The 14746-nt window shown below is 72.8% G+C and carries 10 protein-coding genes; 4 read left to right on the top strand and 6 right to left on the bottom strand.

The window, feature by feature from the left end:
• Nucleotides 1-23: 23 nt before the first annotated feature.
• Nucleotides 24-1823, bottom strand: coding sequence for a glycoside hydrolase family 15 protein (locus ACIBQ1_RS28485; protein ID WP_397282250.1), 1800 nt, complete (start codon nt 1821-1823; stop codon nt 24-26).
• Nucleotides 1824-1945: 122 nt separating this feature from the next.
• Here ACIBQ1_RS28485 and ACIBQ1_RS28480 point away from each other — a divergent pair, with 122 nt between their 5' ends.
• Nucleotides 1946-4876 (top strand): BTAD domain-containing putative transcriptional regulator, encoded by a 2931-nt coding sequence (locus ACIBQ1_RS28480; protein ID WP_397282249.1) that lies wholly within the window; start codon nt 1946-1948, stop codon nt 4874-4876.
• Between the two features lie 75 nt (nt 4877-4951).
• Here the strand turns inward: ACIBQ1_RS28480 and ACIBQ1_RS28475 are convergent, their stop codons facing one another.
• The 3 genes from ACIBQ1_RS28475 to ACIBQ1_RS28465 all read right to left on the bottom strand — a co-directional run bounded on the left by ACIBQ1_RS28475 (nt 4952) and on the right by ACIBQ1_RS28465 (nt 8221).
• Nucleotides 4952-5911, bottom strand: a complete 960-nt coding sequence (locus ACIBQ1_RS28475; RefSeq protein ID WP_397282247.1) for a hypothetical protein — start codon at nt 5909-5911, stop codon at nt 4952-4954.
• Nucleotides 5908-7290 (bottom strand): phenylacetate--CoA ligase family protein, encoded by a 1383-nt coding sequence (locus ACIBQ1_RS28470; protein ID WP_397282245.1) that lies wholly within the window; start codon nt 7288-7290, stop codon nt 5908-5910. The genes ACIBQ1_RS28475 and ACIBQ1_RS28470 overlap by 4 nt, the downstream gene beginning before the upstream one ends.
• 226 nt (nt 7291-7516) lie before the next feature.
• Complete coding sequence (locus tag ACIBQ1_RS28465; protein ID WP_397282244.1) at nt 7517-8221, bottom strand: hypothetical protein; 705 nt, start codon at nt 8219-8221, stop codon at nt 7517-7519.
• 87 nt (nt 8222-8308) lie between these two features.
• On the opposite strand from ACIBQ1_RS28465, the gene ACIBQ1_RS28460 reads away from it, so the two are divergent.
• A complete protein-coding gene (locus tag ACIBQ1_RS28460; protein ID WP_397282242.1) occupies nt 8309-9151 on the top strand; it encodes an SDR family oxidoreductase in 843 nt (280 codons plus the stop codon).
• Here the strand turns inward: ACIBQ1_RS28460 and ACIBQ1_RS28455 are convergent.
• Together ACIBQ1_RS28455 and ACIBQ1_RS28450 are read right to left on the bottom strand one after the other, a co-directional pair.
• A complete protein-coding gene (locus ACIBQ1_RS28455; RefSeq protein WP_397282241.1) occupies nt 9148-10917 on the bottom strand; it encodes a protein kinase in 1770 nt (589 codons plus the stop codon). The two genes, ACIBQ1_RS28460 and ACIBQ1_RS28455, sit on opposite strands and share 4 nt — an antisense overlap.
• Complete coding sequence (locus ACIBQ1_RS28450) at nt 10914-12563, bottom strand: serine/threonine-protein kinase (protein ID WP_397282240.1); 1650 nt, start codon at nt 12561-12563, stop codon at nt 10914-10916. The genes ACIBQ1_RS28455 and ACIBQ1_RS28450 overlap by 4 nt, the downstream gene beginning before the upstream one ends.
• Nucleotides 12564-12695: 132 nt before the next feature.
• Here ACIBQ1_RS28450 and ACIBQ1_RS28445 point away from each other — a divergent pair, with 132 nt between their 5' ends.
• Both ACIBQ1_RS28445 and ACIBQ1_RS28440 read left to right on the top strand, forming a co-directional pair.
• Nucleotides 12696-13352 carry a class I SAM-dependent methyltransferase gene (locus ACIBQ1_RS28445; RefSeq protein ID WP_397282238.1) on the top strand — a complete coding sequence of 219 codons (657 nt, stop codon included), beginning with the start codon at nt 12696-12698 and terminating at the stop codon, nt 13350-13352.
• A 96-nt stretch (nt 13353-13448) separates the two neighbouring features.
• Nucleotides 13449-14732: an MFS transporter gene (locus ACIBQ1_RS28440; protein WP_397282236.1), complete on the top strand. Its 1284-nt coding sequence runs from the start codon at nt 13449-13451 to the stop codon at nt 14730-14732.
• The last annotated feature ends 14 nt before the right edge of the window (nt 14733-14746 follow it).

Below are 14746 nucleotides of genomic sequence, written 5' to 3'. Positions count from 1 at the left end.
ACAGTTTGCCGGAATGGAACGCGTCAACCCAGGGCGTGATCGAGATTGAAGGCGGCGCTGATCAGCGCCAGGTGGGTGAACGCCTGGGGGAAGTTGCCGAGCTGCTCCCCGGAGCGGCCGATCTCCTCGGCGTACAGGCCCAGGTGGTTGGCGTAGCTCAGGATGTTGTCGAAGACCCGGCGGGCCTCCTCCACCCGGCCCGCCCTGGCCAGCGCCTCGACGTACCAGAACGTGCAGATCGAGAACGTGCCCTCCGAGCCCTGCAGCCCGTCGGGGCTGACCTCGGGGTCGTAGCGGTACACCAGCGAGTCGGAGACCAGCTCCTCGGCGAGGGCGTCCAGCGTGGACAGCCATTTCGGGTCCATGGGCGAGACGAACTTGGCCAGGGGCATCATCAGCACCGACGCGTCCAGCACGTCCTCGCCGAAGTGCTGGACGAAGGCGTTCAGCGTGGACGAGTAGCCGTGCCGCATGATCTGGCGGTAGATGCCGTCGCGGGCCTCGCGCCAGCGCGGTATGTCGGCCGGGAGCCCGCGGTGGATGGCCATGCGCATGGCCCGCTCGATGGCCACCCAGCACATGAGCCTCGAATAGACGAAGTCCTTGCGCCCGCCGCGGGTCTCCCAGATGCCTTCGTCCGGCTGGTCCCAGTTTTCGGAGACCCAGTCGACCAGCGTGCACAGCTCGTCCCAGCGGTCGCTGGAGATGGGCTTGCCCCATTTGTCGTACAGGTAGACGGAGTCGATGAGCGCGCCGTAGATGTCCATCTGGAGCTGGCCGGCGGCGGCGTTGCCCACGCGCACCGGGGCCGATCCGCGGTAGCCCTCCAGGTGGGGGAGCTCGCGCTCCGGGAACTCGACGCGGCCGTCGATGCCGTACATGATCTGCAGCGGGGCCGAGTGTTCGCCGCGGCCGAGCGTGACGTGCTCCGACAGGAAGTTCATGAACGCCTCGGCCTCTTCGGTGAAGCCCAGCCTGAGCAGCGCGTACACGCAGAAGGCCGCGTCGCGCACCCACACGTAGCGGTAGTCCCAGTTGCGCGGGCCGCCGATCTGCTCCGGCAGGCTCGTGGTGGGCGCCGCGACGATGCCGCCGGTCGGCGCGTACGTGAGCAGCTTCAGCGTCAGCGCCGAGCGATGCACCATCTCCCGCCACCTGCCGCGGTAACGGGACCCGGACAGCCACGACCGCCAGAACCGCACCGTGTCTGCCAGCTCCTGCTCGGCCTCGGCGAGCGCGCACGACTTCGGGCCGAGCCCCGCGCCCGCCCGGTCGAGGGCGAAGACGGCCTGCTCGCCCTCGGAGAGCGTGAACAGCGCCCGCACGTCACGCCCGTCGCTCTCCAGCGGGACGGTGGAGGTCAGGGTCAGGGTGAGCCCGGGCGACTCGAACGTGGCCAGCCCGTCGTGCATCCGCACGGTGTGCTCCTGCGCGGCGTAGTCGAACCGGGGCGCGACCAGCACGCGGAACGGCAGCGAGCCGCGCACGCACACCAGCCGCCTGATCAGCCGGTGCCGGTCGGCCTCGTGCGTCTCCTCCTCGACGACCGGCATGAAGTCCTGGACCTCGGCCACGCCCTCGTCCGCGAAGAAGCGGGTGACCAGCACGTTCGTGTCGGGGATGTAGAACTGCTTGGTCCGCATGTCGAGATCGGCGGTCAGCTCGAAACAGCCGCCCCGCTCGGCGTCCAGGATCGAGCCGAACACGCTGGGCGCGTCGAAGCGCGGGCAGCAGTACCAGTCGATCGTGCCGTCCGTGCCGACCAGGGCGACCGTCCGCAGGTCGCCGATCAGCCCGTGTTCGCCGATCGGCAAATATCCCATGACATCAAACTAGACCCGTCAAGGTCGGCGGTTGCCAAAACATCTGGCAAGGGATGTACTGCCTCGTGGGTCCGGACGGCCTCGGGGAGACTGCCACGATGGATTTCTCGATTCTGGGATCCTTGCGCGTTCAAGGCGCGGATGGGCCGGTTCGGCTGAGCGCCAAGCAGCGCGCGGTCCTCAGCGTCCTGCTGCTCCATCCCAATGTCGTCATTTCGACCGAGCGCTTGGTCGCCGCCGTGTGGGACGACCCGCCGCGCTCGGCCGTGGCGAACCTCCAGACGTACGTCTCGCAGCTGCGCCGCGTCATGGGCGGCACCGCGCTGCACCTGCGCACGGAGCCCTTCGGGTACGCGTGCGAGCTGGCGCCCGACCGACTCGACCTGCTCGCGTTCGAGGAGGCCCTACGCCGGGCGCGGCGCGCGCGGCACGCGGGCGAGCACCAGGCCGCGGAGCACGCCTACAAGGCGGCGGTGTCCTTGTGGCGGGGCCGGCCCGCGGAGGACGGCCGGCTCGGCAGCGCGATGGAGCCCAGGATCGCCGAGCTGGAGGAGCAGCTCCTCCTGGCCAGGTCCGAGTGGATCGACGTCCGGCTGGAGCTCGGCGGGGAGGACCTGGTGGCCGAGCTGCGCACGCTGGTCGCCGCCCACCCGCTGCGCGAGCGGCTGTGGGCGCAGCTCATGCTGGCCCTGCACAGGGGCGGCCGGCGCAGCGAGGCGCTCGACGCCTTCCGCCAGGCCCGCGCGGTGCTCAGCAACGAGCTCGGCATCGAGCCGGGCCGCGAGCTGGCCGACCTGCACGCCGCGCTGCTGGCCGGCGATCCCGTGCCGAGCGCCACGGTCTCCCACCGCGCGCCGCTGTGCCAGCTGCCCGCCGACACCTCCGACTTCGTGGGCCGCAAGGCCGAGCTCGACGCGCTGCTCCCCGCCGCGCGGGCCCGGCCGGACCGGATGTCGCCGCCCATCGTGGTCGTGTCGGGGCTGCCCGGGGTGGGCAAGACCACGCTCACCGTGCACGCCGCGCACCTGTTACGCGCCGACTACCCCGACGGCCAGGTCTTCCTGCGGCTGGGCCGGGACGCGGCCGGCCCGCGCCGCCCTGAGGACCTGCTCGGCGAGCTGCTGCGGTCGCTGGGCGTGGACGGCACGCTGATCCCGGGGCCGCTGGGGGAGCGGGCGAGCCTGCTGCGGCAGCGCCTGGCCGACATGGGCGTGCTCATCGTGCTCGACGACGCCCAGGACGAGACGCAGGTGCGCCACCTGCTGCCGGGCACCGCGCGGAGCTGCGTGCTGGTGACGTCCAGGTCGCGGCTGCCCGCCCTGGAAGGGGCCACCCGGCTGCAGCTCGACCTGCCCGGCGAGCACGACGCCCGGCTGCTGCTGGAGCAGGTGGCGGGCGGGGCGCGCTTCCGCGCGGCGCCGGAGGCCGCGCGGGTGATCCTCAAGGCCTGCGGGTTGCTTCCTCTGGCGATCAGGGTGGCGGGCGCGCGGCTGGCGATCCGCCCCTCCTGGCCGGTCGGCGTGTTCGCCAGCAGGCTGGAGGACCGGCGGCTCGACGAGCTGATCGTGGGCGGGCTGGACGTGCGGGGCACGTTCGGGGAGAGCTACGCGGCCCTGCCGGAGCCGGCGCGGCGCGCGTTCAGGCTGCTCGGGCTGGCCGACCTGGGGAGCATCGCCGAGTGGTCGGCGGCGGCGCTGCTCGGCTCGTCCGGGCTGGAGGCGGACTCGGCGCTGGAGACGCTGGTCGCCAGGGGGATGCTCGACTCGGGCGAGGTCGACGGGGCCGGGCAGCCGCGTTACCGGCTGCACGACCTGTTACGCGTGTTCGCCGAAGAGCGGGCCCGGGTCGAGGACGACCCGGTGGAGCAGCGGGCGGCGCTGGCCCGGCACGTGCTGGAGTGCCTGCGCCGGCTCAGGGCGGCGACCAGCGACCTGCCCATTCCGACGGCGCCGCCCTACCCGCAGGCCGCACCAGCTGAGGTGGGCGACGGAGTGGGGATCGCGTGGCTGGCCGCGGAGCGCAGGACGCTCGTCCACAGCGTGTCGGCGGCCGTCGAGCTGGGGATGGCGGAGGAGGCGGCCGAGCTGGCGCACCATCTGTCGGCGTACCTGAACCTGGAGGGGTTCTTCGACGACGTGGAGCGGCTGCAGCGGATGGTGATCGCGGCGGCGCCGAATGAGCGGATCGCGTTGCGGGCCGAGCTCCTGCTGGCCGCGGTGCCGCTGGCGCGCGGCGCCTACCTGACGGCGGGAGAGCACTTCCAGCGGATATATCGGGATTGTCGGCGGATCGGGGATTCGCATGGAGCCGCGTACGCGCTGATCAACCGGGCGGCCTGCCTCCACGGGACGGGGCTGTTCGAGGAGGGGCTGGAGGACGCGTACCGGGCCATCGCCCTGCTGGAGGAGCTGGGCGACGAGGGCGGCCTCGACTACGCCTGGACGTGGCCCGTCTACATCCACATGGAGCTGGGCCGGTACGGCGAGGCGGTGCGGCTCTGCCAGGAGCGGCTGGCCAAGGCAGGGGACGACCGGCGGGCGCGCGGCGACCTGCTGCGGGCCCTGGGCACCGCCTGCTACCTGCGCGGCGAGGTGGCCGAGGCCGTGCGGTGCTACCGGGAGAGCCTGGTGATCAGCGAGCTGATCGGGGATCGCGTCGCGGCCAGCAAGGGGCTGCGCAGGCTCGGCGAGGCGCTGGGGGCGCTCGGGCGGTACGACGAGTCCGTGGACGCGCTCGACCGGGCCAGGTCGCTCTTCCGCGAGTGCGGGGACGGGCTGGGGGAGGCGCTGGCCACGTACGCGCTGGGCGAGGTGCGGCTGCGGCAGGGGCGCGCCGCGGAGTCGCTCGGCCTGCTGGTCACCGCCCGCGACGGGCTCGGGCCGGGCGGGCCGCCGACCTGGCGGGCCCGCGTGCTCAGGGAGCTCGGCCGCGCGTACGCCGAGCTGGGAGAGCACACGTGCGCGGCGGCGGTGTGGCGAGAGTCGGCCGAGCTGTTCGAGAGCGGCCCGGAACGGGCCCAGGTCGAGGCGTTCCTGAGCGCGGACCAGGACTGACGGGCCAGGACTGGCGGGCCAGGACTGACGGACTCGGGCTGGCGGGCCAGGACTGATGGACTCGGGCGGGCGGCTTCATTCCGCCGGGCGGTGCCGCACCACGGGGACGGTCGCGACGCCCGACTGCCGGGCCGCCCGCCGGGCGCTTCCCGGCGTGGGGCCCTCGCCCGCGATGTCGCCGTCGGCCAGCGCCACCCACACGCCCGGGGGGATCGCCTCGCCCAGCGCCCGCTCCACCAGGGGCCGCGACGGCGCCGGGACGGGGCGGGTGCGCCAGAAGAGCCACTGCGCGACGATGAGCGGGCCGAGCGGGGTCAGCAGCGGGATCGCGCCGCTTCCGGCCAGGAAGGCCGTGGCCGCGGCGACCAGCAGCGCGGCGTCGATCCCGGCCGCCAGCCAGCCGGCGCGCCTGCCGTACCTCTTGTACGCCACCAGCGGCCACAACGTGAGCATGAGGCAGTCGCCCAGCCCGACGAGCGAGGCGTCGGCGCCGTAGCGGGTGGCCAGCACGGGCGCGAACGGCAGCCCGTCCAGCCGCGCCACGAAGTCGAGCGTGAGCGAGCTGAGCCCGGTGGCGAACGTGTCGTAGCAGGTCAGGGCGGCGGCCAGGGCGGCTACCTGGTTCGGGGTGACGGCCGTCTGGACCCAGAGGTTCACCACGCCGACGACGAGCAGGACCACCGCCACGTCGTTCAGCACGAGGACGGCGGGCTCCCAACCGGCGAAGTACGCGGCCGCGTCGCCGCCGCACAGCAGCCCCGCCGCGATCGCCGCCGCCCGCCCGCCGAGCACCGGCGCCAGCGTGAGCTGCGTGATCGTGAACACCACGACGCCGAAGACCGTCACGACGATGCCGACGGGGATGTGCAGGTACGCGAACGGCATCGCGACCAGCGCCACGATCATGACGGCGATGTCGGACCCGACGAACTTGCCGACCGGCGGGCGCGGGATCTCGTACCGGGACAGGAACAGGGCCGCCAGCGCGACCGTCAGCGCGATGAGCGTGTGCAGGCCCAGGACGTGCGCGGTCATCGGACTCCGATCGGGAGGTGCGCGGCGTGCTCGAAGCTCTGCTCGATCAGGTCCGCCCGGACGTGGCAGGGGTGCGGCAGGTCGTCGGGGCTCTCGACCAGCACGATGCCCTTGAGCTTCGTCCCGGCGGCCCGCTCCTCCAGCCGGCCGAGCAGCGCCGGGTCGTCCTTGCCCGACACCACATGCAGGATCCCGTCCTCGATCGCGAACCTGCTCGGCAGCGGCAGCGCGTGCTCGCCCTGCAGCAGGTCCAGGACGTCACGGGTGGTCACCTCGCCGTCCACGGCGCGTCCCAGGATGCGGGAGGTCGCCGGGATCGCCGCCAGCGCGCACGTGGGCGGTTCGGGCAAGGTTCTGACCAGGTCGCCGGTGACGTACCGGAGCAGCAGCGTGGTGTCGCGGAAGGTGGAGTACGGGGTGATGACCAGGACGCCGGGCGAGTCCGGCCCGGCGGGCTCCATGGTGACCGGGTCGAGCACCTCGACCAGCCCCTGGTCGGAGGGGAGATGCAGGTGGCCGTCGGCACAGACCCGGCCGGTGACGGGCGCGATCTCGGTCATGGAGTAGCCGTCATAGACCCTGGCCCCCAGGGCCTCCTCGGCGCGCAGGCGCAGCGCGTCGGTGAGCACCTCACCGCCGGACGTCACCTCGACCAGCCCGAAGTCGCGCGGGCTCCAACCACCGCGCTCGGCCTCCTGCACCAGCGCGGCCAGGTAGGAGGCGGTCACGTTCAGGTGTGTGATCAGGGGCTGTTTGCCGGGGACGTGCATCGGAGTGGCCAGCCGGTCGAGGGTGGCGCGCGGGTCGATCATGCCGAGGTGCACGAAGCCCGCGCCTGTCATCGGCACCGCCCGCTCGGCCACGATCTGGGCGATGGAACGGGAGCTGATGGCGTTGGCCCACAGGTGCTCGGAGCGCAGGCCCCCGTTCAGCATGGCGGCGAGCGCCGCCATGGACGACATCAGCTCGATCTCGTACGCGGAGAACCACACGAGCGTGGGGCTGCCGGTCGTGCCGGTCGTGTGCGCGAGCACGGCGGGACGGGCCAGGTCGGAGACGAACGCGGCGGACATGCCGCGCAGCGCCTGCTTCGGGGTGGGCGGGACGGCGGCCAGGTCGTCCGACTCCAGGCCGCGGTAGTACGGGACCTCCGCGCGGGCGTGCTTGATCGTGCGGCGCAGTCGCCGCTTCGTGAGGTCCTCCTGGATCTCCGGGTCGGCGGCGGCCAGCATGTCGTCGGAGCCCTCCCCGGGCGATCCGAACGCCTCCATGGTCGCCCGCGTGTCCTCCACCAGCGCCCGCACGTCCTTGATCCGGAACCTGCGGCCGGACATCATCGTCCACGCGTAGCCCAGTTGCCGCACCGCTGTGCCGAACACGCCTCACCCTTCTGTCGCGATGGTGCGGTGTCCCCCAGGCCGGGAGCGCCCGGGGGACACCCGTGTGTCAGCCGTTGAGGACGAAAACCGCGGTCGACAGCGTGCTGATGGCGTACTTGGCGTACCGGCGAACAGTCTTGACCATGGGACTCTCCCTCGTTGTCCGGGACGAGGAGCCTCTTGCGCCCCTCTGCCGTAAACGATCAGGCCGGGTCCTACAGGGCCGCTACAAACCCGCCACATGCCTGCGCCGCCGCAGGACCAGGCCGGTGGCGGAGGTGAGGACGAGCAGGGAGCCCAGCGCCACCAGCACCCGCCCATCGGGCCCCGCCTCACCGCCGCCTCCGGTGTCGGCCGCGCCCGCCGGAGTCCTGGTCTTCGTCGCCGTCTCGGTGGGGCCGGGACTCGTTGTCTCGTCGGTTCCCGGGATGGTGAGGGGGTACTGCGTCAGGGCGTCCTTGTCCTTGACCTCGCACTCGATCGCGCGATCACTGGGGCTGGTGCCGAAGTTGACGGCGGCCGCGTGCACGGTGCCGGTGCCCGGGTTGTCGGGTGTGGTCTTCATGTCGACCGCCGTCGCGGGGAGCGGGACGGGGGCTCCGGGGATGATCGGCCCGATCGCGGCGACGCCGGTGGCCGACGTCAGCTTCTCGATCCCGCTGATGCCCGCGTAGGCGTACAGGTTGAGGTCGTCCTCCAGGCCCGTGGCGGGGGCGCGTAACTCGGAGCCCTCGACGTACGAGCCGCGCCAGCCGATGGCCAGCTGCACGCCCACCTGCGCGTCCGTGGGCACGGTCAGCTCGACCTCGATCTTCACGTCCTGCGTCTCGCCGGTGGCACGGACCTTGCACTCGTACTCCACGACGTCGGCCCGGGCGGCGGCGGACGAGAGCAACAGGGTGACGGCTGGGACGAGCAGCAGAACACGCACGGCGACTCCTTGCGACGGATGGGGACCATGAGAAGACGGGGCACGGGCACGCCTGGTTGACAGCTCCGGGCGCAATAGGGTGACGGTATGGGCTTCATCGTCACCACGGGTGCCACCGGCCGCCTCGGCGGGCGGGTGGCCACGCTGCTCGCCGCCGCAGGGGTCGAGCAGCGGCTCGTCTCACGGCAGGCAGACCGCGTCGCCCCGCTCGCGGGCGCGAGCGCGGTCAGCGCCGAGTACGGCGACCCCGGCGCGATGCGGCGGGCTCTCGAAGGCGCCTCGACCGTGCTGTTCGTGTCCGCGTCGGAGAGCGCCGACCGCCTCGACCGGCATCGCACGTTCGTGGACGCCGCCCGCGACGCCGGTGTCGCGCACCTGGTGTACATCTCGTTCTACGGCGCCGCCCCGGATGCCACGTTCACGCTGGCGCGCGACCATTGGGCCACCGAGCAGCACATCCGCGACAGCGGCCTGCCGTTCACCTTCCTGCGCGACAACCTGTACGCCGACTTCCTGCCGGGCATGGTGGGGGAGGACGGCGTGATCCGCGGCCCCGCCGGGCAGGGGCGGGTCGCGGCGGTGGCCCAGGACGACATCGCGGAGGCGGCGACCGCGGTCCTGCTGGATCCGGGCGCGCACGAGGGGGCGACCTACGATCTCACCGGGCCGGCGGCTCTGACGCTGGACGAGGTGGCCGCCGCGCTGACCGGGGCGACCGGGCGGGCGGTCGCGTACCACCCGGAGACGGTCGAGGAGGCGTACGAGTCCCGCCGCGGCTACCACGCGCCCGACTGGCAGGTGGCGGCGTGGGTGTCGACGTACCAGGCCATCGCGGCCGGTGAGCTGGAGGGGGTCGGCGACGGGATCCCCACGCTCACCGGGCACCCCGCGACCACGTTCGAAGAACTCCTGGCCAAGGGGCAGGGCTAGTCAGGCCACCCCTCGCCCCAGCTTTCGCTGTTGCTGCAGATCTTCACCGAGGCGGTCTTCGTGAACCTCGCGGGGGTGACCACCTCGAAGACGATGTTGTACGTCCCGGCCCCCTTCCACGTGATGGACGGCAGCAGGGGTTTCGACGACGGTGTGCCCTCCTGCCTGCCCTGGTTCTGGCCGTTGACGAGCCATCGGTAGCTGTAGGTGCCCGTGGCCGAGACCTTGGCCCAGATGTTCGTGTCGTTGCGCCAGCAGCCGCTCAGCTTGTAGCCCTCGTACGTGAAGGTCACGGACTTCACCCCGCCACCGCTGGTCGCGGTCGGTCTGGACGTGCTGGGCTTCGTGGTGGGGCTCTTCGTCGGCCTCGTGGTGGGCTTGGACGTGGGGCTGACGCTGGGCTCCGCGGTGGGGCGGGTCGTGGTGGTGGCCTTGGGGGTCTCGGAGGTCTTGGGAGTTTTCCGGGTTTTGGGGGTCTTGGTGGGGTGCGGGGTCTTGGCGGGCTCCTTCGCCCCGGCGCCCGTGCCGGAGACGGTGGGGGTGGAGGCCGTGACGATGTTGGCGGTGGTGGCCCGGCCGGGCCACCAGGGCGCCCAGGCCCAGGCGGCCGCCACGGCGCCGGTCATGACGACCGCGGTCCCGCCGGCGACGAACGCGAGGATGAGCCGGTTGCCGGAGGCCGACCGTCCGGGGTCGGTCCGGAGGTGGGAGATCGGCGGCTGGTGGGGGAAGGGGCCGCCGGGGGGCTGCGCGGGTCCCCGGTTCGGGCCGGGCCCGCCCGGGAAAGGCGCCTGACCGGGGACGGCCACGTGCGCGGGCCCTCCCGGAAACGGCCCCGGACCCACGTGCCCCGGACCCACGTGCCCCGGACCCACGTGCCCCGGACCCATGGGCCCCGGACCCATGGGCGCTGAGCCCGGGGCTGCATGCCCTGGGCCCATGTGCGCTGGGCCCTGCCCCGCCGGACCTGGGAAGGCGACGTGAGCCGGACCGCCCGGAAGCGGGGGCGCCTGGCCGCCGATGAGCTGGAAGAGGACGTCGTGCATGGCCGGGCGGGCCGCCGGGTCCTTGGCCAGGCAGGCGTACACGATGCCCCGCAACGGATGCGGGAGGTCGCCGAGCTGCGGCTCCTCGTACTGGATCCGCCGGAGCACCGCAGGCACGGAGTCGTTGCCGAACGGCGGGGCGCCCGTGGCCGCGTACACCATCACGGCCCCCCACGCGAACACGTCCACCGCCGGACCCGCGGGCGCGCCCATGAACTGCTCGGGCGCCATGTACGCGGGCGTCCCCACGACGCTGCTGGTACGGGTCAGCGCGGCGTCCATCGCGCGGGCGATGCCGAAGTCGATGACGCGCGGCCCGTCCCGCCCGAGCAGGACGTTCGCGGGCTTGAAGTCGCGGTGGACCACGCCGACCCGGTGGATGGCGGCCAGCGCGGTGGCCGTGGCGACCGCGAGCCGCTGCAGGTCGGCCCCGGCATGGAGACCGGCCTGCTGGAGCGAGGGTCCGTCCACGTACTCGGTCACGATGTACGGCCGCGCGCCCAGCGAGGCGTCGAGCACCTGCGCGATGCAGAACGGCTCCACCCGGCGCGCGGCCGCGATCTCCTTCGCGAACCGCCCGTCACCCGGCAGCCCCTCACGCAGCGCCTTGACGGCGACCCGCGTGCCGTCGGGGGCGGTGGCCAGGTAGACCACGCCCTGGCCGCCCTCACCGAGCTGCTTGACGACCCGGTACGGGCCGATGAACTCCGGCGCCATCATGTCTCGATGGCGCAGACGTCGAACGAGATGCTCTTCTGCGTCGCCGACGGCGAGGTGACCTTGAGGGCGACCGTGTGGCGTCCGGCCTTGAGCATGTACTGGCCGGAGGTCGCGAACGCGGTGTACCCGCCCTCGGACACCCAGGACCTGTTCCGCGAGACAGCCTTGCCGTCGAGCAGCCACGTGTAGGAGATCCACACCTTCTGCCGGGACGACTCCACGTTGGTCTGGAAGTGGACCGGCGGCATGTAGCAGCCGCTTCCCTGGCTCTGGCCCGGGCCGCCGAACAGCTCGATCTCGAGAATGCTGACCCTGGCGTTCGCGACCGGCTTCTTGGTGGTCTTGGCGGGGGTGGGAGTGGAGGTCGGGCGGGCCGTGGTGCGCTTGGGGGCGGGCGTCGTCGAGGGCGTCGTCGGCGTGGTCTTGGGGGTGTTCTTCTGGGTGGGTTCGCGGGTGGGCTTGCGGGTCTTCTGAGGCGGCGTCTTCGTGGCCGTGCGGTGTTTCGTGGTCTGGGTGGTGGCGGACGGGCTGGGCCCATCGGCGGCGAGCGACGCCCCGCCGGTCTGCTTCGACCAGGGGGCGAGCCAGACGACACCGCCGACCAGCGCCGCCACCATGACCCCCGACACCCCGACGGCCACCGGAAGCACGATCCGCCGCCCCGCCGACCCCCGCCCTCGGGCCCCCGCCATCGGCCCTTGCCCCTGGCCGGGCATCGGTCCCCAGGCGGGCCCCGGTCCCGGGCCTGGCCCCACCCCCTGGGGAACCCCGGGCACCGCCCCCGACCCCGCCGTCCCCGATCCCGGCGGCTGGAAGAGGTGCTGTGGCGGCTGAGGGCCCTGGCCGCCGCCAGCGGTGGGATTCTGCCCGCTCAGCAGCCGCAGGATGACATCCCGCATCGTCGGCCGGGCATGCGGATCCTTGGCCAGGCAGTCGTACACGATGCCCCGCAACGAATGCGGGAGATCGCCCAGCTGGGGTTCGTTGTGGAGGATGCGGTTGATGATGGCGGGCAGCGTGTCATGCCCGAACGGCGGCGTCCCGTTGGCCGCCCACACGATGACCGACGCCCAGGCGAACACGTCCGCGGGCGGCCCCACCGCTTGCCCCGCCAGCTGCTCGGGCGCCATGTACGCGGGCGTGCCGACGATGCTGCTCGTATGCGTGATGGCGTCGTCCATGGCGCGGGCGATGCCGAAGTCGATGACGCGCGGCCCTCCGGGGCCGAGCAGCACGTTCGCGGGCTTGAAGTCCCGGTGCACGATGCCCGCCTGGTGGATGGCGGCCAGCGCGGTGGCCGTGGCGACCGCGAGCCGCTGCAGGTCGGCCCCGCTGTGGTGACCGGCCTGCTGCAGGGACGGCCCGTCCACGTACTCGGTCACGATGTACGGCCGCGGGCCGTCCAGCGAGGCGTCCAGCACCTGGGCGATGCAGAACGGCTCCACCCGGCGCGCGGCCGCGATCTCCTTCGCCAGCCTGTCGTCGAACCCCGCGCCCTCGCGCAGCACCTTGACCGCCACGGGGCTCCCGCCGGGAGCCTGCCCGAGGTAGACGGTCCCCTGACCGCCCGCGCCCAGCCGCCCGAGTAAGCGGTATTCCCCTACCTTCGCCGGGTCGTCCTCCCGCAGCGGTTCGACTTGCGGCATGAGAGAAGTGACTCCTGAGACGGGGGCGGCTGATCGTTACGTACGATAGCGACTGCATACGGATTTGTGGCGAAGTTCCGGATCTGTCGGAAACCTTGCGGTAACTCGGGGTGCGGCCAGAAGGGTGCGATCATGTCGCTGACCACGGACGACGAGCTGGAGGGTTCGCCCGTCGTGGCCAACAGCCTGATGAACCGCGAACGCCGCCTCCCCTCCTACAACCGCGAGCTCGGCATCGACGTCGTCGACGTGCTCCGCGCCACGCGAGCCCGGCCGGCGCGCTGGCTGGACCTGTGCTGCGGTACGGCGAACGCCCTCAACGAGGCCACCGGCCTGCTCGGGCCGGACGCCGAGATCGTGGGCGTGGACCTGGTCGACTTCTTCGCCTGCCCGCCGAGACCCCCGGGGCTGCGACTGATCGCCGCCTCCGCCGCCACCTGGCGTCCCGATGCCCCCTTCGACCTCATCACCTGCGTGCACGGCCTGCACTACATCGGCGACAAGCTCGCCCTCCTGGCGAGGGCCGCCGACTGGCTCACCGAAGACGGCCTCTTCGTCGCGAACTTCGACACCCGGAGCATCCGCCTCCCGGACGGCGTCCTCGCCGGCCGCCGCCTGACCGCCGCGCTGCGCTCGCAAGGGATGACGTACGACGGGCGTACCAGGAGGATCAGCTGCCGGGGCCGCAAACGCCTCGACCTCCCGTACCGCTACCTGGGCGCGGACGACCAGGCCGGCCCCAACTACACCGGCCAGCCCGCCGTCGACGCGCACTACGCCCCGGCCTGACCATCCCGGAACTGTCGGTGCGGCCTGGCAGAGTGTCCCCGGATCGGCCACCAGAGGTGAGTGCCGACGTCACGCGAGCACGGGTAAGGGGGCACGGTGTCCGACACCGCCATCCGGCCCGATCCCGGCGCGGGTGGGCGGCGTGAGGCCGGTAGGCGAGGGGTCTCCACGCGGCGGATGTTCGCGCCGCTGGCGGCCGCCGACTTCCGGCGCTACTACCTGGGCCAGACCGCCTCCGCGTTCGGTGACTCGCTGACCCCGCTGGCGATCGCGTTCGCCGTGCTGCACCTCACCGGATCAGCCGTGGATCTGGGGATCGTGCTCCTGAGCACCCGGCTGCCGGTCATCGTCCTGACCCTGCTGGGCGGCGCGGCCGGCGACCGGTTCTCCCGCAGGACCGTCATGCTGCTCGCCGACCTGACCCGCTTCGCCGCCCACGGCACGACCGCGCTCCTGCTGCTCACCGGCACCGCGCACCTCTGGATGCTGGTGGTCCTGCAGCTGATCGCCGGCGCGGGATCGGCGTTCTTCACCCCGGCCGCGGCGGGCCTCGTCACCGGGCTGGCCGGCAGGGAGCACGTGCAGGCGGCCAACTCCCTGATCTCGATCTCCAGGAGCGCCGCGTCGATCCTGGCGCTGGGCGCCGCCGGAGCCCTGGTGGCGCTGGTCGGGCCGGGCTGGGCCGTCCTGGTCGACGCGCTGACGTTCCTGGTGAGCGCGGCCTTCCTGTACCGCCTGCCCCTGGAGGCGGGACGACCGCGTCCGAGCGGCGGCGTGCTGGCCGGCATCGGCGGCGGGATCGCGGAGTTCTCCCGGCACCGGTGGCTGTGGATGTGGACGCTTCACAGCGCGCTCACGAACGTGCTCGTGGTCTCCCCGATCCTGGTCCTCGGCCCGTACGTCGCCGACCGGGACCTCGGCGGCGCCCCCGCCTGGTCGGCCATCGGCATCGCGTACGCCGTCGGCGGGCTGGCCGGCGGCTTCGTCGGGGCCCGCTGGCGGCCGGAGCGGCCCATGGTCGCGGCGCTCCTCTTCTTCCTCCTGATCGCCCCGCTCCCGGCTCTGCTGGCGATCCCCGCCGAGCCCTGGGCACTGGCGCTCGCCGCGGTGGCCGCCGGCATGGAGCTGGTCGTCTACAACGTCCTCCAGACCACCGCCATCCAGCGCCACCTCCCCGAGGCGTTCGTCTCCCGCGCCACCTCCGTCACCCTGCTCGGCGCCCTCGTGGCCGCGCCCGTCGGCATGGGACTGGCGGGCCCGGCGGCGGAGTTGTCAGGCAGCGGGCCCGTCCTGGGCGTGGGCGCCGTGATGGCCGTGCTCCTCACGGTCGTGACGCTGTGCGCGCCGGCGGTGTGGCGCATTCGTGACGAACCCGGCTGAACTTTCCGCCGGGT

This window comes from Nonomuraea sp. NPDC050153, assembly GCF_044460125.1.
Taxonomy (GTDB): domain Bacteria; phylum Actinomycetota; class Actinomycetes; order Streptosporangiales; family Streptosporangiaceae; genus Nonomuraea.
The sequence above is the reverse complement of the archived record's forward strand: the minus strand, read 5'-3'. Positions and strand labels throughout refer to the sequence as shown.

What these genes read in the sequence shown, in the direction of transcription:
- ACIBQ1_RS28485 (WP_397282250.1), bottom strand. Translation starts at nt 1,823, where the DNA reads ATGGGATATTTGCCGATCGGCGAACACGGGCTGATCGGCGACCTGCGG.
- ACIBQ1_RS28475 (WP_397282247.1), bottom strand. Translation starts at nt 5,911, where the DNA reads ATGACCGCGCACGTCCTGGGCCTGCACACGCTCATCGCGCTGACGGTC.
- ACIBQ1_RS28460 (WP_397282242.1), top strand. Translation starts at nt 8,309, where the DNA reads ATGGGCTTCATCGTCACCACGGGTGCCACCGGCCGCCTCGGCGGGCGG.
- ACIBQ1_RS28455 (WP_397282241.1), bottom strand. Translation starts at nt 10,917, where the DNA reads ATGATGGCGCCGGAGTTCATCGGCCCGTACCGGGTCGTCAAGCAGCTC.
- ACIBQ1_RS28450 (WP_397282240.1), bottom strand. Translation starts at nt 12,563, where the DNA reads ATGCCGCAAGTCGAACCGCTGCGGGAGGACGACCCGGCGAAGGTAGGG.
- ACIBQ1_RS28445 (WP_397282238.1), top strand. Translation starts at nt 12,696, where the DNA reads ATGTCGCTGACCACGGACGACGAGCTGGAGGGTTCGCCCGTCGTGGCC.